The organism is Bacillus sp. EU55 (genome assembly GCF_038005925.1).
Taxonomy (GTDB): domain Bacteria; phylum Bacillota; class Bacilli; order Bacillales; family Bacillaceae; genus Bacillus; species Bacillus velezensis.
On the sequence record NZ_JBBOUE010000001.1, the window covers coordinates 3,744,622 to 3,763,540 of the forward strand.

Below are 18,919 nucleotides of genomic sequence, written 5' to 3' on the forward strand. Positions count from 1 at the left end.
TCCTCTGACGCCTACAGTCTTTTCAAGACCGCGTTTTTTGCATATTGCATAAAACACCACGAAGCCTTGATAAAATGCAGGCGCTCAATTTCTCTATAAACAAACCACGTTTTTTTTGCGGCTTTCCACTTGTTGCTTGAAATCGAATTCTGCACAAGCCTGTATTCTGAAAGGCACTCATTCAGGCCGTAAGCCGTAAATCCCCTTTTCAGCAGGGAAAGCCATGTCGCTAAATCCTGCCGCGTTCTGATATCAGGCATTTGAATCTGCCCCGTCTGCTCTCTGTCAATCATGACCGTTAAACACCCGATAATCGTGTTTTTTAAAGCTTCATCATATGACAGGCTTTCAGGGGCTTGAATCGTTTTGTCCGTCGGCGTTCCGTCCTGCTCCATGACGCTGTAGCCCGTAAATGAAAAAGCGCAGGACCGCTCTGCCATAAACGCAAGCTGTTTTTGAAGCTTTTCCTTTTTCCATCTGTCATCGCTGTCCAGAAATGCGACATAACGGCCCTTGGCATGTTTAAGGGCTGTATTTCTGGCAGCCGCGGCTCCCCCGTTTTTATCTAAATAAACGACGCGGATCCGCTCATCCTTTTGTTCATATTGCCGTAAAATATCTCTCGTTCCGTCCGTTGAACAATCATCCGCAATGATCATTTCCCAATGGGGATGGCTTTGGTGTAAAACGGATTGAATCGTGTCTTCGATATATTCACTTGCGTTATAAGACGGTGTAATGACAGATACGAAAGGTTTCCAGTTTGTCATGGTCACATCTCCATCGCAGATTTTTACAAGGACTCTCTAAAAAACTCCGGAATGACAATGAACATAAAGGCAACTGCAATGCCGATTAAAACGCCCAGAACCGCTTTCTTTTTCGGCGGCATGCCTTGTCCCGCCGTTTCATTCATCGGCTCTGAATTGATGACGCCGGCCGCTTTCAGGTTCAGCTGCGTATTTTTCAATTCGTATAAAAATCGTTCCTTATCCACTTTGGCGTCCGCGCTGACGGTTTCTCCTTCAAGCGCAGCAATACTCTGCCGCACTACTTTTGCCCGTTTTTCAAACAGGTCCTGATCATTCTTCAGAAAAGTTGTTATGACGGCTTGAAACACCGATTCGGTCTCCTGTTTGTTTTGGCCGCTGTAGCTGACCGTGATCAATGAATCTGATTGTGTTTCGACAGTCAGTTTACTTTTCACGGCCGCTCTTTCTGCGTCTGTTTTATCAGGCAGAGCCTGCTTTAAAAAGGCATCGCTCGTCAAAAGGAGCGGGATTTCTTTTGTATTGTTATAAAGCGGATGATCATAATTTCCCGCCGCGATCGCGGCTTCTGATGTAAAACTGCTGTTTCCGCTGATTTTTGACGGCAATACATATCCCGCCGCCCCTAACACAACGGGCAGCGCAATGATCCAAATGATATTCTTTTTGATACGCCGGGTTATTCTTGTCAACATATCCTTCATCTCGCATCTCCCTGTTTTTCATAGTACGCCGTGACGGCAGGCTCCTTTTGTAAACGCCTCAATATATTGACCGCCGCGATCACGAGCGAGAGAAATACCCAGTGGAAAAATAAATTTGATACGGAGCTTGGGCTGATGCTGCTTACCAAAAAACCGGCCATCGCCGTGATAAGTCCTTCTGTGATCAGTCTTGACTGATTTTCCGATTTTCTTTCATGACATTTATAAAGTGTCCAAAAAAGGAACAAATAGACTGTCAGGTAACCGAGCATCGTAAGCACGCCGAAGTTCGCCATAATCTCGACGAGCCAGTTGTGCACCTCAACTACGCCGCCCGTATCATAAACGGGCTCTGCTTTTAAATAGTAAGAGACGTTTCCGGCACCCACTCCGAACCCCCAGGAATCAATCACATAGTGAAAGGCGTTTTTTAAAAGATTCGCCCTCGCGAGGTTGGAAGGAAGCGGTTGCTGTCCCGGCATCGCCTGCGGAGCTGAAAACAGATTCAAGACGGCATTGGTGATACGGCCCGCAAATAAAACCGCAAACAGCGCCGCACCCGCTCCCGCTGCGTACAGCGCGAGTTTTTTCAACAGGGAAGGCAGCAGGATGAAGACGTATACAGCCGCCCCCGCGCATATGCCCAGCAGACTCGCGCGCGAACCGGTCAAAATGATTAAATACAAAGCGCAGATCGCAAAGAGCAGGCTGACGGCCTTCACATAGCCGTTTTTCATATTTTTCACCGCCGCCGCATACAGAAAGAAACTGATGCACAAAAACGTCGCGAAATCATTTTGATTAAAGAAAACGGACGTCGGATAATGCTGTTTGTACTGCGGGCCGTTATAAAGCGTGGAGCTCGGCAGATGGTGGTGTGTAAAATGGTTGTAAAAGCCGATCGCCATCACAAAAATGGTCATCACAAGCCATATGCCGTAAAAAACCATCAGCTGATCAAAGCGCTGAATGAACATGACAATAAGATAAATCAAAAACATGCCCATTCCCATTAAAGCTAAATATTTAATCCCGTACGTCACGGATTTTGCCCACAATAACGATAGGAGACCGTATGTAAACCATAAGGCGAAAAACATCAGAACCCCTTTTACATTCACCCGATTCCATCTGTCAATATGATGACGGTTTGTCAGGATGCCGGCGATGTGAAGGGCGCCCGCTCCGATTAATAACAGCCGGTATATAAATAAGCTGAAAAATCCGAGATGGACCGCAAAGAAGGCCTGGTTTAAAAATGTACACGCGATCAGTACATAAATGAGCCCCATAAACATCTGACCGTTTGTTGTAAAGGCGGATAGCAAAGCAAGTCCGGCAATGCCGATCATGGCGGCAAGCAGCAGCACGGTGATTTTTCCGAAGCCGGCATCCGCCCTGACCGCCTCCAGCATGATGAATCCTCCTGTAATGAGAGCGGCAAGCAGCACAAGAACATGTGCCGCTGAACGATTGATACTCACATGGCAAACCCCTTTCCAAAACCGGCAGCCGAGCCGGGCTGCCGAGAGCCTGAAGACAAATCTTTTTCTATCTTGCCAGTTCTTTTATTTGCCGATCGGCATGAACCGCCGGACGTCCGACGGAATGATAAGTGAATCCTGAAACCCTCATATACTCCAGCGGAAATATATTTCTGCCATCAATGATGACCGGCTGTTTGAGCAGCTGCTTCACTCTCTGAAGATCCATCTCCTTGACTTCCGGCCAATCTGTTGTAATCAGGCATGCGTCCGCGTTTTTGATGGCACTGTACAGCTCTGTGTGATACTCAATGCCGCCGTCTCCTAATATCGCTGACGCTTCGGGAATCGCGATCGGATCATACGCTTTCACGTGAGCGCCCTGCTCTGTAAGACTTGTGATGATATCAAGAGCCGGGGCGGAGCGGACGTCATTTGTGTGCGGTTTAAAGGCCAGCCCCAGTACGGCCACGGTTTTCCCATTTAAGGGCCCGATGGCGCGGTTCAATTTTTCCGTAATACGGACCCGCTGCTTCTGATTGGTTTCAATGACGGCTTCCATCATTTGAAACGGATAGCCGGCGGTGTTTGCGATATGCAATAAAGCCGTTGTATCCTTCGGAAAGCAGGATCCGCCGAATCCGATGCCCGCCTGCAGAAATTTATTCCCGATCCGGCTGTCAAGACCGACGCCTTCTGACACGTGGGAAATGTCCGCCCCGACACGTTCGCAAATATTGGCGATATCGTTAATAAAAGATATTTTGGCGGCTAAAAAAGCATTTGCGGCATACTTAATCATTTCCGCGCTTTCAAGATTGGTCTTTACGATCTTCGTACGGAACGGCTTATGAAGCTCTTCAATGACCGAAGCGGCATGTTCGCTTGTGGCGCCGATAACCGCCCGCTCCATCTGCATCGTATCCCGCACCGCCGAACCTTCGCGGAGGAATTCAGGATTTGACGCGACATCAAACGGATATTTTCCCTTTGACGCTTCGCTGACGATTTGGTAAACGAGCTTTCCCGTCCCGACCGGAACAGTGCTTTTGGTGACAATGATTTTGTATCCGTTCAGCTGTTCTCCGATTGTTTGCGCCGCTGCCTTAATGTAGGTCAGATCGGCTTCACCCGTCTTTGACATCGGCGTACCGACGGCGATATAGATGATATCAGCGGCTTTCACAGCCGGCTCAATATCGGCCGTAAAGGATAACCGCCCGGCACTGACATTTTTTTCGGCTAATTCCTCAAGCCCCGGTTCATATATCGGGATGACTCCGTTTTGCAAGCTTCTGATTTTCGCTTCATTGATGTCACAGCAAGTCACATGATGGCCGATTTCCGCAAAACAAGTTCCAGATACAAGACCTACATACCCTGTTCCTAATACAGCGATTTTTTTCACAGCTTCATCCCTCTTTCGAAAGGTTCTCCTCTTGCCCGGCCCGGTTCATTACGGATCGGTATTTCTCTTTCAGCGCTTTCGCGTTTTGGCTTGCGTCAAAATACGTGCGGACGGTTTGATAAAGTTCCTCGGCTGTTTGCGGCGTCCAAGCCTCTCCTCCGTCATATCGCAGAATCGATTCTGCCAGCGTCTCAGGTGAACCCGGCTTGATCAGCAACCCCCGGTGTTTCCCGAATAAAGAAGCCAATCCTCCGACATCGGTGCAGATTACCGGCACCTTCAGAGCGAGCGCCTCAATGACCACAGTCGGCATGCCTTCGCTGTAGGACGGCAGCGCCATTACATCCGAGGCCAGCAGATAGTCCTGTACCTTGTCGTTCGGCACTTGCCCCGTGATGATATGAGCGGCTTCCCGCAATGAAGATGCGGCGGGACCGTCACCGACAAAGACAGCTTCATAATTTTCATCCAATGACTGAACGGCTTTTGATAAGTCGAAAACACCTTTCTCTTTGACAAGCCTGCCGATGAACACGATCAGTTTTTTATCCGGAGGAAGGCCGAGCCGTTTTCTGACGGCTTCTTTCGTCTCGTTCCTTTCTCGGAAGGCGTCAAGCGTGATGCCGATCGGAAGCACGCTGCACTCCGCTTCGATGAGCTTTTTCATTTGTTCCCGCAGACTGCCGCTCACAGCGTAAATATCGGCTGCTTCCCGCACCGCAAATGTAAATGCGCGATGAGCGCTTTTGCTGTAATGCGGATAGACATTGACATCACTGCCATGCAAGGTCAGCACATACGGAATGCCTAGAGCCTTCGACACAATGGCGGCCGCTCCGCCTGACGGCATGGCGAAATGCGCGTGAATCAGATCGGGCTTCAGGCCATGATTTCTAATCGCGGAAAGAACCGATGCCGTCATTCTTTTATGCGGCTGCGCCCATTTCAGCTGCCCGGGAACCGCCTGATAAAACGGCCGGTGGACGGACACGCCTTTCCGCCATTCATGCGCCGGCCTTATATCCTTTTGCCGATACGTCTTTTTCAGCACCCGGAATGGCGCGGCGAGTTTCGGCCGCGGACAAATGACGGTCATCTCCGCGCCAAGCTTTCTCAGTTCTTGCGCCTGTGTTTCATGAAAAACGCCTTCCCCCGGCTTTTCACTGCTCGGATAGACACTTGTCATCCACAATACCTTCATAGCAAACGTCCTTTTCTTAATTTACTTTTCATATGCGGATAAGCTTTTCCTAACAGGAATAAATAACACAACGCGCCGCAGACTACGGAGATTGCCAGACGCAGCTTGACATCAAGGCTGATCCGCTCCGTGCCGAAGCTGGCTGTAAAGGCGATGACACCCATTGCCGCCGTAAGCAGAAACGGTTTGGCCACGGCTTTGAAGTAAGCCGACAGACGCAGCTTAATGACATATGCCAACAGCCAGCGCCCGATCAGGAAATTCAGGATGCTGATGAAAGCGTACGTCCAGGCTACCGTCAAGAGATTTCCGGACAGCACGGCGGCGTACAAAGATGCACCATACAGCAGCATCACCCCGGCGTCCCAATAAAACGCCAGATCGGCCCGCCCTTTTGCGAGCAGCACAGATCCGTTCGGATTCATCAGAACCCTTAAAATCCCGACGATGGCGAGAACGTTTAAAACCGGGACAGCCGCCAGCCATTTTTCTCCGAATACCGAAGCCACGAATGCATCCGACACTGAAACCAAACCGAGCAAAAGCGGAAAGGATATCAGCGCGAGTATTTTGGTCATATTGAGAAATCCTTCTCTGATAACGCTGTTTTCATGCTTGTTTTTCGCAAAGACGGGAAACGCGACTCTCGTAATGATCGGATTAATTTTTAATACCGGAAGCGTGACAATCTGGTAGGCCAGATTGTAAATGCCAAGCGCCTCGGCGCCGATAAAACTGCCGATCAGAATCATATCAATATTCGCCCCGAGCCGGTTCACAAGCCGGGAAGACAGCTGAAAGGCCCCGAAAGAAAAGAAGCCTTTCATTCCTTTCAGATCAAAAACCAACGCCGGTCTCCATGTTTTTCTGTTTGACATCCAGTACAGAATGCCTTTTGACGATTGCAGCAGCACCTGAGAAATCACATAGGCGAGAATCGGGTCCGTATAAAAAACCGCGGCCGCCAAATACACGAAGGACAGCACATTTGAAAAGATTTCAATCTTGCTTAACGTGTTAAATGCCAGCGCTTTTTGCAGCATATACTGGTATTGCTGACCGATCGGCGCGATTAAAAACATGACGGCCAGCACGCGGATTAAATAGACAAGCTCCTCCCGCCGATAAAAATCGGCGATGAGCGGACTGCTGAAAAACAGCAGCGCAAACAGCGCAAGCCCCGTTATGATATTCAGCCAGTACAAGGAAGACATCTGTTTATCAGTCACATGATCTTTTTGAATGAGCGCGGCGCCAAAACCCATATCAAGCGCAATTTGGGCAAACACCACTACCGTTGTGATCATGCCGACAAGACCGAATTCAGCCAGTGACATGACCCGCCCGAGCAGGGCGAATTGGATGATTTGAATGACCGTAATACACGCTGTCGAAATACTTGTCCATTTGGCGCCGCTCAAGATTTGATTTGTAATACTAGGCATCGTTTTCCCTACTTTTTTGTCTGCTGACCAGAATTTTTATCGCGCCCCGTCACCGGTCCAGATCACTTTGCACGTTTTGAGCATAATCTTCAGTTCCAATGAAAAGGTCAGGTTGCGGATATAGTATAAGTCAAACATCAGTTTTTCCCTCGGTGTCATGTCATATCCCCCGTTGACCTGCGCCCACCCGCTTAATCCCGGCTTAACGGCCAGCCGCTCCGTAAACCCCGGAATCTCAGCCTGAAACTGTTCCGTAAACACGGGCCGCTCGGGACGCGGGCCGATCAGGCTCATTTCTCCCCGAAGCACATTTACCAGCTGCGGCAGCTCATCAATACGGGTCCTTCTGATAAAAGCGCCGACCTTTGTCACGCGGGGATCCTTTTTCAGCGCCCAGACCGCCCCCGATTTTTCAGCATCTATTTTCATAGAGCGGAGCTTATACAAATAAAACGGCTTCCCGTCTTTGCCTACCCGCTCCTGCTTATAAAAAGCCGGGCCGGGCGACTCCAAACGAATCAGTATGGAGAACAGGCCCATCACCGGGAGCGCCGCCAAAAGCCCCGCAAGCGCAAACACAATGTCCATGAATCGCTTAAAAGCCAAATAACGGGCCGTTCTTTCCGTAACGGCAGCGGAAGTCCCCTGCCGCACTGCATAGTTATTATTTACATTCATGCTTTTCTCTGCTCCCACTGACACACACCTCACGATTTGTTGGGATGTTTGATGACCTATGCCGTGAGTTTAGCAGATGGATGTTAATTGGAAGTAAAGGAAGCGTTAATGTTTATTAGAATGTTTCGATTATTGTTTTTTTATTGTAAATCTATTCATATCCATAAACGGCGGTTACTATAATTGAAAAGGATAATGATGAACTGATAACAGCGCAAAAAACCTGCCGGTCAAATTGACCGGCAGGTTTAATTTTTTTAAAATCTCCCCATAATTTCGAAACTTTTTTCGATAATATTCGACTATATTAGGATTTATTGTATTCTATTATAAAAAAATGCATTTGCTGGGAGTCCGATTTCCAATTAAAACAGATGAGGTGTATTGAGATGAGAAGTAAACGAAGAAAAAAGAAAAAGACTTTGTTACTGGTCTTTCTGACAATCATCGGTATTTTTATTTTAGTTTCCGGCGGCTTTACATACTACCTATGGCATAAAGCGGCATCAACCGTCGCAAGCATTCACGAAGACATTAACAAATCGAATAAACGCAGCACTGAGGTGAAAATAAATAAACACGAACCGTTCTCTGTCTTGATCATGGGAGTGGACGAACGTAAAAATGATAAAGGAAGGGCCGACTCGCTCATTTACCTTACTGTCAATCCAAAGACAAAAACAACGGAAATGGTCAGTATTCCGCGTGACACTTATACAAAAATTATCGGCAAGGGCACGATGGATAAAATCAATCATTCATATGCATTTGGCGGTACGCAAATGGCAGTAGATACTGTGGAGAATTTCTTGAACCTGCCTGTAGATTATTTCATTAAAGTAAACATGGAAAGCTTTAAAGATGTCGTTGACACTTTAGGAGGCATCACTGTCAACAGTACATTCGCTTTCAACTATGACGGTTATTCCTTCAGCAAAGGCAATATTTCATTAAACGGTGATGAAGCCCTCGCTTACTCACGAATGAGAAAAGAAGATCCTAAAGGGGATTTCGGGCGCCAAGACAGACAGCGGCAGATTATAGAGGGTATTATCAATAAAGGGGCAAGTATCTCTTCTGTCACGAAATTCGGAGATATGTTTAAAGTAGTAGAGAACAATGTAAAAACGAATTTAACCTTTGATGATATGTGGGATATTCAATCCGGCTATAAAGATGCCCGCAAGAAAGTGATTCAGCATGAGCTGAAGGGTGACGGCACTAAAATCAACGGAATTTACTATTATAAAGCAGATGAAAACGGTCTTGCTTCCATTACTAAAGAATTGAGAAGCAGCCTCAACCTTTAAACTAATGCAGAAAAAGCAGCTTCGCATACATTATGCGGAGCTGCTTTTTTGTTACACCTCGAAAGAATCAGGACGCTCTGAACGCAGTCCGAATTGATAGAGCAGCCCCTCAGCAATCCTTCTTGACGCCATGCCATCTCCATAGGGATTAGATGCCCGCGACATTTTTTCATATTCCTGCTTGTCTGTCAGCAGCTGTTTTGCCATCTGATAAATCGTTTCTTCATCAGTACCGGCTAATTTCAGAGTGCCCGCCTCCACTCCTTCGGGCCGTTCAGTCGTATCGCGCAATACGAGAACCGGCTTTCCTAAGGAAGGAGCTTCCTCCTGAACGCCTCCTGAATCAGTTAAAATAAAATACGACCTTGACGCAAAATTGTGGAAATCAATCACTTCAAGAGGTTCAATTAAATGGACGCGCTCCGAATCACCAAAGTGCTTATCAGCAGCTTCACGTACAGCGGGATTCAGGTGTACAGGATAAACGACTTGCACATCGCTGAATTCATCTGCGATCCGGCGGATGGCTTTAAACATATGTTCCATCGGCTGACCTAAATTTTCCCGGCGATGCGCCGTCAGTAAAATCATTCTGTCATTGCCGATTTTTTCAATAATGTTATGGGAGTATTCAGAGTGAACCGTTGTATGCAAAGCATCAATCGCTGTATTTCCGGTAACAAAAATGGAGCTTTCTTTTTTATTCTCATTCAACAAATTTTGCTTCGCTTGCTGAGTCGGAGCAAAGTGGATATCAGCAAGCGAGCCGGTCATTTGGCGATTCAATTCTTCCGGAAAAGGTGAATATTTGTTGCCCGTGCGCAATCCGGCCTCCACATGTCCGACTGCAATCTGGTGATAGAAAGCTGCAAGGCTTCCGGCAAAGGTTGTTGTCGTGTCACCATGAACAAGAACAATATCAGGTTTGATTTCCTTAAACAGGCCGTCCAGTTTTACCAGGGCGTTTGAAGTAATTTCAGCCAGCGTCTGCCGTTCTTTCATAATATTCAAATCAAAGTCAGGCTTAATTTGAAATGCGTGAAGAACTTGATCCAGCATTTGTCTATGCTGGGCAGTCACAGTGACATATGATTCTATTTCAGGGCGTTTTTTTAATTCGAGCACAAGGGGCGCCATTTTTATCGCTTCAGGCCTTGTACCGAATACCGTCATGACTTTAAGTTTTTTCATATCTCTTTCTCCTGTATCAAGTTTGTGATCATTTTTCATTATCAACCCATTTTACACGATATGATCCGCCGGTTAAATATCTTGTATTATTTTTCCCATAAATGAAAAAGGATATATCATTAAGGCTTTACGGATAAAACTTGTTTAATAATGGTTTATCTTATATCATTAAAAGTGTTAAAAATGAAATATCGGGTATACAGAAAATATCAGCAAGCCTGAGTCTGTATAGATATCTTAACTTATATTTAAGTGACGCTAAGGAAGGTGCTTTAAAGTGAAAAAAGTACGCAAAGCCATAATTCCCGCTGCAGGTTTAGGGACACGCTTTCTGCCGGCAACAAAAGCCATGCCGAAAGAGATGCTTCCGATTGTAGACAAACCAACGATTCAATACATAATTGAAGAAGCGGTTGAAGCGGGTATTGAAGACATTATTATTGTTACGGGAAAAAGCAAGAGAGCCATTGAAGACCATTTTGATTACTCACCAGAGCTGGAAAGAAACCTAGAAGAAAAAGGGAAAGTCGAACTCTTAGAAAAAGTCCGAAAAGCCTCTAATCTTGCTGACATTCATTATATCCGGCAAAAGGAGCCAAAAGGTCTTGGACATGCCGTTTGGTGCGCACGTAATTTTATCGGTGACGAGCCATTCGCCGTCCTTCTCGGAGATGATATCGTTCAAGCTGAAAAACCAGGGCTTCGCCAGCTGATGGATGAATATGAAAAAACACTTTCTTCTATTATAGGGGTTCAGCAAGTGCCTGAAGAAGAAACCCATCGTTACGGAATTATTGATCCGCTGACAAGTGAAGGCCGCAGATATCAGGTGAAGAACTTTGTTGAGAAGCCGGCTCAAGGGACTGCTCCGTCCAATCTGGCAATACTGGGACGTTATGTCTTCACTCCTGAAATCTTCATGTACCTTGAAGAACAGCAAATTGGTGCCGGAGGAGAAATTCAGCTTACAGACGCTATTCAAAAGCTGAATGAAATCCAGCGGGTTTTTGCTTACGATTTTGAGGGCAAAAGGTATGATGTTGGTGAAAAACTGGGTTTTATTACCACTACATTAGAATTTGCGATGCAGGATCGTGAACTGCGTGATCACCTTATCCCTTTCATGGAAGACCTGTTAAGAAAAGATGAATTATAAGAAAAAAAGCTGTTGGATTTATTCCAACAGCTTTTTATTTTATAATGCAGGTTAAAGTTTGATTATCGTTATTGATAATAAAAGCGTATTTATCATTTGCCGCAATAAATTGCCGATCACTGCTGCCCTTTATAACATCTTTATTATTCAGGGATAGATCTGCCGGAGTAATAGCTGATATTCCTCTGAAAACAAGCTGCTCGGCCTTGCCATTATTCACTACATAACTGACCTCGCCATTTTTAAGATATAGCATCTCCCGGCCGTTCACCACTTCTTTCTGCAGCTCTTTCATTTCTTGCTGAATATCATTAACGCGCTCACCGAGATGTGACACAAGTTGATCAGTATCACCCTGCTTTACATACGGAGAAAAAGCGGATGCTTTCACATTTGAACTTTTTTCGTTATAGACCGCTGCGTTTTCCGGGATATAGTACGTTTTATTGTTGACCTCGATCTTTGCTGATTGCCTGTCTTCAGATACCACTTTCACCTGAGCACCGAACGGAATAAGGAAGTCCGCCTTTTTTTTCAGCTCTGTATCTTTATAGGCCTGCGTCTGGTCTTTTAATACGAAACCTTTTTTGTTCACCAATATCTGGTCTTTCCCCTTGTTAACATCATCTTGATATCCGATCTTACCGAAGGAAGCGATAGTACGAAGCGGGGCGCTGAAAAACATGGTTCCTGCCATAAACACAAGCAGTATTGATAAAATAGCAATTTGAATAGCATTGACTGCTGATCCGGATTTACTATTTTTCTTTTGTTCCTTCACAATTGCCTGCTGCTCAGGCGATTCTTTTTTACGTTCAGCAACCTGATCTTTCTTATATTTCTCTTTGTCTTTTTTGGAGAGTTTATTAAACCAATCGATAAATGCTTTGTACTCTTTGACGACGGTTTCAGTGTCGTCGAACATTCTTAATTCACCATAGTGCATCCAAGCCACACGGTCACACATTTTTTCAATCTGACCAATGGAATGACTCACAAAGAAAATGGTTTTTCCTTGTTCTTTAAATTCCTGGATCCGGTCAACACACTTCTGATAAAATGTCTGGTCTCCTACGGAGAGGGCTTCATCAATGATTAAAATATCCGGATCTATATGCACGGAAATAGCAAAACCAAGGCGGGACTTCATACCGCTTGAATAGTTTTTCACCGGCTGATTAATAAAATCACCGATCTCAGCAAACTCAACTATGCTTTCATACATCTCATCGATTTCTTTATTTGTCAGCCCCATCATTAAACATTTAAGTCTTATGTTATCCCGGCCCGTCAAAGCATTATTTAAACCGGCTGCAATCGCAATCAGCGACGGCTGGCCGTTCATTTCAATTTCACCGCTTGTCGGCGGTATCACTTTTGCAAGCAGATTGGACATCGTCGATTTACCCGATCCGTTAATTCCCACAAAGCCGATTGTCTCCCCTTCATATACATCAAAGGAGACATTTCGCACAGCGAAAAAACCGTTATCTTTAGCAGGGAAAAACAAACCTTTTATTTTATCCGACTGTTTTTCATAAAGATGATACTGCTTTGAAACATTTCGAAACGAAACCTTTAGTTTCATCGTACAATCTCCTTACGTATTAAAGAAAGTCAATAAACTTATCTCTGAATTTCATGTGTAAAACAGAACCGACTGTTAACAAAAATAAGGTGAACAGCCAGAAATACAGTGTATATTTCACATCTTGAAAGAACCACTGACCATCTAATAAGCTGTTCCTGAAACCGTCAATTATATAAAAAAGCGGATTCAGCTTCAAGACAGGAACCAATTCCGGGTGAGCTGCCCCCAGCTTTGAGTTAATATCCCAAAAAACCGGCAGGAGGAAAAACAAAAGTCTTGTCACTGCCTGCAGAAGAAACTGATAGTCTCGGATCAGCACGCTGATTGTCGAATTAAACAAGCTGAACGAAAATAAGAAAGCCATCAGACAAACAAAATAATAAATATATTGAAGCCAATGAAGGCTCGGATAGATTCCGCTGGCGAGCAATGCAATGATATAGATCACCATCATAATTGCATAACTGAACAAATTAGAAGCGATGGCGACAGACGGCAAAGAACTGATTGGAAAATTCATTTTAGCCACCATTTTAATTCTTTTAAATACACTATTTGATCCGTCTAATATTGTCGGACTTATAAAAAACCACGGTATCAGACCTGCAAGCATCCACAAAATAAAAGGCACTTCTCCGGCACCTGTAGCCATCGGCCCCCCTTTTCTGATCCCCAATCCAAAAACAAACCAATAAGCAAGCATTTGAATAAGAGGATTTAAAAACTGCCATAAAACGCCTAAATAATTCATTTGATATTTAGACTTTGTTTCGTAGGCTGCTAAACGCATGATTAAAGGAAATGATGTTACTTGCTCTTTTAGTATTTTCACTACAGCATTCATTTTAATCTTCCTTAGGTTGATTTGATTTTATAAAGCATCGCTGATAATTGTACCAGAAATCAAATTTTTTTTCACTTTCAAGCCGCATGCAAATGCTGCTAAAAGGTTTGTAAAGCATAATAGAAAAACCCCTTGATACAAAGGGGTTTTTCTATTATTCAGATTCAAACACAATTTTCACGACTTTCTCAGAAGAATGTCCTGACTCAAGATAACAGAATTTGTCATAAAAAGGTTTGAATGAAACCGGGTGCTGATAATCCGGTGATGAAATATGTTTGATTGCCTCGATCGTTTCCTCTGTCGTTTTCACTAACGGACCAGGAGCATCTTTCTCAAAATCGAAATAAAACCCTCTGAGTTTATCCCGGTATGTTTCAATATCGGGAACAAAAAACAGCATCGGGCGTTTCAGATTTGCAAAATCGAAAAATACAGAAGAGTAATCGGTAATTAACAGATCTGAAATCATATACAATTCCCGAATATCTTCGTGTGCAGAAAAGTCGTAAGCAAACCCTTCAAACGGACCGAGGTCAAAATTTTCGGCCACAAGATAATGCATTCTCAGAATAACGAGATATTCATCTCCGAGCTCTTCCCTTAATTTATGCAGGTCTAAATCAAGGTCAAATTTATAACGGCCTTTAGCATAAAACTGGTCATCTCTCCATGTCGGCGCATAAAGAATGATTTTCTTATCCTCAGGCAGGTTTAACCTTCTTTTTATCGCTGTGATTGTCTCATTATTATTATCATTATGAAGAAAATCATTTCTCGGATAACCTGATTCAATCATAGTTTTATCGAATTGGAAGGCGCGCGCAAATATCTCAGACGAGTAGGCATTAGGAGAAATTAAATAATCCCAATTGGATGCCTCTTTAATAAAATTCTTTTTATATTTTTTCGTATTAGTACCCGGCATATGAACTTCTTCCATATCCATTGCAAGTCTTTTTAAAGGCGTGCCGTGCCATGTTTGAAGATAGGTTGTATGTTCCGGCTTTGGAATCCATAAAGGCAGACGGCTGTTGACGACCCAATATTCTGCCCGCGCCATAGCAAACAGCCACTTGATAGAAAGCCTGTTAATGTATTGAATGCCCTTCTCTTTAAAAGGCGCTGCATACTGTTTATTTACGCTCCAATACATTTTATATTCAGGATGATTGATTTGCATGTATTCATAAATGGCTCTCGGATTACAGCTGTATTGTTTGCCGTTAAAGCTTTCAAAAATAATGGTCTTGCTTTTAACAGGCATTTTGCTCGCCATTCTGAAAACAACTTTATAACCTTTCGTAATAAGGGAATTTCTGCGTTTTTTCAGTTTTTTCATTTTGGAAATGAAACGTTTTTTCTTCCCTTTTATGAAGTATCTCATCCTTGTTTTCAGGCTGTAGTCGTTCACACGGATACAGACAGTCTGCTTTTTCTTCTTTTTATATACCTCATACCTGACCGGTCCGCTGTCTTTATTCACAACGCTTATGAGGCCTTTCAGTTTATTTTTTCTGTCTCCGAGCACAAGCGGAGTGCTGCTGAGAACAATAGGTTCAGCTTTGTCGTTTTCACAATGAAACTCCATAAACATACGGTAGACAAATCGTTTTTCCAGAGAATAAGGAATATCTTTTAATGGAATTTTTATTTGGAAATCAAAAATTTCAGGGGTGAATGCATCTTCCCGAAGCTGTTCAATATTCTCCGTTTTTTTCGTCATTTTAATAGGGAAATGTTTCTCTACGGGATCTTCTCCCCCTTTTTTAATGACAAATTGCAGGTTTTTAACTGAAAGCTGATTCTCCGAACTTAGATATCCTGCATACCCTGAAATCATAATCTCTTCTGCCTTCAGCTGAATCTCATCAAACTTCACAATTTTCGCTTCTCTTTTTACCTTTAAAGAGAAATTGCCCTTATCGGTTGTATAAGGTAAAATTAACAGCTCAGTCGTATGATCAAGGTGGTAGGCACGCTCAATCGCTTCAGCTTCCACGGTTAAACGCACCTGCTTCGGCTGTTCTTCTTCCGCTGCCGGTTCCCCCAGTACCACATAAAAATCATAAGTCTGTCCCATTTCTAAAGGTTCAGGAAACGAGTGAATATTAATTGATGCACTATATTGAGCCGGGCTCTCTTTCTCTAAAATAACAACATCCTCGGCTCCGGAACGCCGTTCTTTTAATTTTAAATAACATTTCACTTCCTCAGCTAACGGTTCTTCGCTTTCAAGTGAAATAGAGAGTGCCAGGTCTCCCACATTATTTTTTAAGCTTTTCAAAATACATTTGCTCACGGTATTTTCATCCATACTTATTTTCTGCTCCTCTGAATTAAAGCTCTTCACTTAACCGATTTCACTTAATCGATGTGATCCTTTTTGTTTAATTTAATAGAGAAATTCCCTTTCACAGTCGTATAAGGTTCGAAAGTATATCCGTTATTCATAAACCGATCTTTTTCGCCGAAATTGACTTCACGGCTGGATACCCTTCTTAGAATACGGATATGGTTAGCTGTTATATATTGAATGTAAAAGTCAAGAACCGAAGTATGATTTGCGTCAATTTTTTCTTTTTGGATGTCCTTTTCAAAATCTATATAAAATGGCTGAGCCGGTTGATCAGCGGATACGGATATGATTTCAGATTTGTTTTTCCGATCAATCCCAACCATTCGGACTTTTTCAAATGCATCATTCTGGTCAGACACTGAAACGCTGATCGCTAATCCGTTGGCATTTTTTTCAAAAGATGTGATCGGGTGTTCTTTAGAACCGACTTTTTCAGCAAGCCGTTCCTTTTCTTTTCTCACTTCAACCATTTTGAAAAGAGCATATGACCAATTTTTAATATAGTTTGGTTTAGAGTATTTCTCCGCCATTTTAAAGGCTAGACGTGAAAATTGTTTGTGAGTGCTGTCATCTCTCATTAAAGAGATAATGGCCTCAGCCAGCTTTTCTATATTATATTGTTCAATTACATAGCCGTTTACTCCATCTTCTACCAAGCTTCTGGCACCGTAATCGTAATCGTAAGTTACGACCGGGCATCCATTGCTCAATGCTTCCATATTGGACAGACCGAAGCCTTCAAAGTGAGAAGTTGAAATTGTCAGCCACGCTTTTTGAAACTCGTAATCAGGGTTGTTCGTGTAGCCTTTCAGCAATACATTATTCTTGAGGTTTTGAGCTTTTATTTCCTTTTTGATTTTCTCTGTTTCTCCTCCAGAACCGAATATTTCCAGTTTCGCATCCGGGATTTCATTTACAACAAGTTTGAACGCTTTAACGGCATGCGTCAGGTTTTTCATTGGTACAATCCGAGAGATAATAACCGCTTTATTTCGTTCGCTCGGAACTTTCAAAACCTCTTCATCGAGCGGTTTATTAATCGTATGCGGTGTAAAAAAGAATGTCTCTTTTTCCCCTGAAATCAAACTGAAATCTGCAATCTGCTCCTCAGTGATAAAAAATACGGCATCAAGGTTATTTATTTGGCCGAAAAGTTCTTTATAGCGTCCTTTGATCTGGAACTTATTATCACCATAATGTTTATTGTGAATAATCGCAGCATAATAAGATGACGGCGCTTTTTTTACTCTGAAGACATGTTTATCCTGTAGTCTGCTGTCGACCAGAAATAGTTTAGGCCGATCGTTTTCTTTTTGGAGAATATCAATCCAATGCCTGCGCAACTCAAATTCATCTTTAAATGTTAAAGGGTCTTCTTCTGAGTACCAAGTAAAATGTGTGAATTTGACTGCTTCATTTTGGTCATCCCACATGAAGTGCTTTTCCAGATAAACGACATTTTCGCTGTTGATAAACTCCTGAAGGAAGATTTGATTCGTCTTTGTATCAAAATGAGAGACAATGACGGGTTTTCCTTCTTTATTGTATTCTTCCCTTTTGATTACTTGTTTTTCATCATTCAGGTAATCTACGTAACGCACGTCATCACTGCCTGAATAATAGGAAAGATTATAATCGTTTGATGATTTTCCGAACATTTTTGAGATAGTTTTGCTTACTTTCCCCTTGCTGACATGTTTTTTTATTTGATTCAGCTCAATTTTCTCCGAATAAATCCGCTTGCCTTTTGTTCTTTTACTTAAAAAGTCATCATACATGTTGATAACTTGTGTATATTGAGGGTCGGTTTTCTTTCTTTCAAAGAGTTCGTTTTTTTTTCTCCGAAATTCCAAATCAAATTTAAAAGTAAGAAAGGCGGTATTCTTTTGACTCTCTTCTCCGAATAGTTTAGAACGCAATAATAGTGATTTGGTCAGACCTCCGTAATCATCCGGGAGGCCTCCTGAGATAAAATAATACATCATATCGGGAAGCTCATTATTATCGTTAATAGGCTGATTGGACAAATTTTTTCTCCCTTTCACCATATGGAATTTAGTAAAACACTGCAAAATAATACTATTCCCTCAGATTATTATAACAAACCTATTTAAGCATCAAAAAGTACTCCTTATCAGCAAATAAGAAGTACTTTGAACAGTTCATGCATTCAATAATTCCGTATTACACCCCGGCAATTTCTTTTTTAATCTGTGTGGTGGAAATGCCCTCGGTTCTAGGGAGGTAGATGACTTCGCATTGATCTTTAAGGAAATCGAATTTGCCTTCCCAATCGTCTCCCATTACGAACACGTCGATGTTGTGATCCGCTACGTCACGTACTTTTTGATCCCAGCTGTTTTCCGGAATGACTTCGTCGACATAACGGATCGTTTCCAGAATCAGCTTTCTGTGTTCATAGCTGTGGTAGGCCTTTTTTTGTTTTTGCAGGTTGAACTCGTCTGTTGAGATGGCAACAACAAGGTAATCTCCAAGCTGCTTTGCGCGCTCAAGCAGTTTAATATGACCCCAATGCAGTAAATCAAACGTTCCGTAAGTAATGACCTTCTTCATGAAACAAAAGCTCCTTTCTATCATCATACGTATAACAAGCAACTGCTCTGAAATGCTGCGCAGCTGTATCCTTAATCACTAAAGTGCCAATTTCGTACTCATGGAACCTCATTATATCACATAGCCCTGAAAAGGTTAAGCCAATGTAAAACGAAGTTAAATTCCACTTATTAACAAATGTTATTACAATAGGAGTTTAGCAGG

Annotated in this window: 15 protein-coding genes; 2 read left to right on the top strand and 13 right to left on the bottom strand. The window is 43.2% G+C overall.

Annotated elements, in window-relative coordinates; all coding sequences use genetic code 11:
* Window positions 1-11: 11 nt before the first annotated feature.
* From tuaG to NYE50_RS19160, 7 genes are all read right to left on the bottom strand, one after another.
* A complete protein-coding gene (gene tuaG, locus NYE50_RS19130; RefSeq protein WP_003151380.1) occupies window positions 12-770 on the bottom strand; it encodes a teichuronic acid biosynthesis protein TuaG in 759 nt (252 codons plus the stop codon).
* Window positions 771-793: 23 nt separating this feature from the next.
* Window positions 794-1,474, bottom strand: coding sequence for a teichuronic acid biosynthesis protein TuaF (gene tuaF, locus NYE50_RS19135; protein ID WP_156735502.1), 681 nt, complete (start codon window positions 1,472-1,474; stop codon window positions 794-796).
* A complete protein-coding gene (gene tuaE, locus NYE50_RS19140; protein ID WP_159354655.1) occupies window positions 1,471-2,958 on the bottom strand; it encodes a teichuronic acid biosynthesis protein TuaE in 1,488 nt (495 codons plus the stop codon). The genes tuaF and tuaE overlap by 4 nt, the downstream gene beginning before the upstream one ends.
* Window positions 2,959-3,025: 67 nt before the next feature.
* Window positions 3,026-4,366: a UDP-glucose 6-dehydrogenase TuaD gene (gene tuaD, locus NYE50_RS19145; RefSeq protein WP_159354656.1), complete on the bottom strand. Its 1,341-nt coding sequence runs from the start codon at window positions 4,364-4,366 to the stop codon at window positions 3,026-3,028.
* A gap of 4 nt (window positions 4,367-4,370) precedes the next feature.
* Complete coding sequence (gene tuaC, locus NYE50_RS19150) at window positions 4,371-5,567, bottom strand: teichuronic acid biosynthesis protein TuaC (protein ID WP_224988308.1); 1,197 nt, start codon at window positions 5,565-5,567, stop codon at window positions 4,371-4,373.
* Window positions 5,564-7,012 (bottom strand): teichuronic acid biosynthesis protein TuaB, encoded by a 1,449-nt coding sequence (gene tuaB / locus NYE50_RS19155; RefSeq protein WP_159354658.1) that lies wholly within the window; start codon window positions 7,010-7,012, stop codon window positions 5,564-5,566. The genes tuaC and tuaB overlap by 4 nt, the downstream gene beginning before the upstream one ends.
* Before the next feature lie 36 nt (window positions 7,013-7,048).
* Entirely contained in the window at window positions 7,049-7,708 is a 660-nt protein-coding gene (locus tag NYE50_RS19160) for an exopolysaccharide biosynthesis polyprenyl glycosylphosphotransferase (protein WP_003151373.1), read from the bottom strand.
* A gap of 371 nt (window positions 7,709-8,079) precedes the next feature.
* On the opposite strand from NYE50_RS19160, the gene tagU reads away from it, so the two are divergent.
* The gene (gene tagU / locus NYE50_RS19165; protein WP_104842874.1) at window positions 8,080-9,000 is read left to right on the top strand and encodes a polyisoprenyl-teichoic acid--peptidoglycan teichoic acid transferase TagU; all 921 of its coding nucleotides are present in this window, start codon (window positions 8,080-8,082) and stop codon (window positions 8,998-9,000) included.
* 51 nt (window positions 9,001-9,051) lie between these two features.
* Here tagU and wecB read toward each other — a convergent pair whose 3' ends face one another.
* Entirely contained in the window at window positions 9,052-10,191 is a 1,140-nt protein-coding gene (gene wecB / locus NYE50_RS19170) for a non-hydrolyzing UDP-N-acetylglucosamine 2-epimerase (RefSeq protein WP_063636501.1), read from the bottom strand.
* Window positions 10,192-10,468: 277 nt separating this feature from the next.
* On the opposite strand from wecB, the gene galU reads away from it, so the two are divergent.
* Window positions 10,469-11,347, top strand: coding sequence for a UTP--glucose-1-phosphate uridylyltransferase GalU (galU, locus tag NYE50_RS19175; RefSeq protein ID WP_015240700.1), 879 nt, complete (start codon window positions 10,469-10,471; stop codon window positions 11,345-11,347).
* Between the two features lie 34 nt (window positions 11,348-11,381).
* Here galU and tagH read toward each other — a convergent pair whose 3' ends face one another.
* The 5 genes from tagH to tagD all read right to left on the bottom strand — a co-directional run bounded on the left by tagH (window position 11,382) and on the right by tagD (window position 18,715).
* Window positions 11,382-12,935: a teichoic acids export ABC transporter ATP-binding subunit TagH gene (gene tagH, locus NYE50_RS19180; RefSeq protein WP_029972833.1), complete on the bottom strand. Its 1,554-nt coding sequence runs from the start codon at window positions 12,933-12,935 to the stop codon at window positions 11,382-11,384.
* A gap of 19 nt (window positions 12,936-12,954) precedes the next feature.
* Window positions 12,955-13,782 carry a teichoic acids export ABC transporter permease subunit TagG gene (gene tagG, locus NYE50_RS19185; protein WP_017418800.1) on the bottom strand — a complete coding sequence of 276 codons (828 nt, stop codon included), beginning with the start codon at window positions 13,780-13,782 and terminating at the stop codon, window positions 12,955-12,957.
* Between the two features lie 154 nt (window positions 13,783-13,936).
* The gene (locus tag NYE50_RS19190; protein WP_224988310.1) at window positions 13,937-16,099 is read right to left on the bottom strand and encodes a CDP-glycerol glycerophosphotransferase family protein; all 2,163 of its coding nucleotides are present in this window, start codon (window positions 16,097-16,099) and stop codon (window positions 13,937-13,939) included.
* A gap of 50 nt (window positions 16,100-16,149) precedes the next feature.
* Window positions 16,150-18,168, bottom strand: a complete 2,019-nt coding sequence (locus NYE50_RS19195) for an alpha-glucosyltransferase N-terminal domain-containing protein (RefSeq protein ID WP_159354660.1) — start codon at window positions 18,166-18,168, stop codon at window positions 16,150-16,152.
* Window positions 18,169-18,325: 157 nt separating this feature from the next.
* Window positions 18,326-18,715 (bottom strand): glycerol-3-phosphate cytidylyltransferase, encoded by a 390-nt coding sequence (gene tagD, locus NYE50_RS19200; protein WP_003151361.1) that lies wholly within the window; start codon window positions 18,713-18,715, stop codon window positions 18,326-18,328.
* Window positions 18,716-18,919 lie beyond the last annotated feature (204 nt).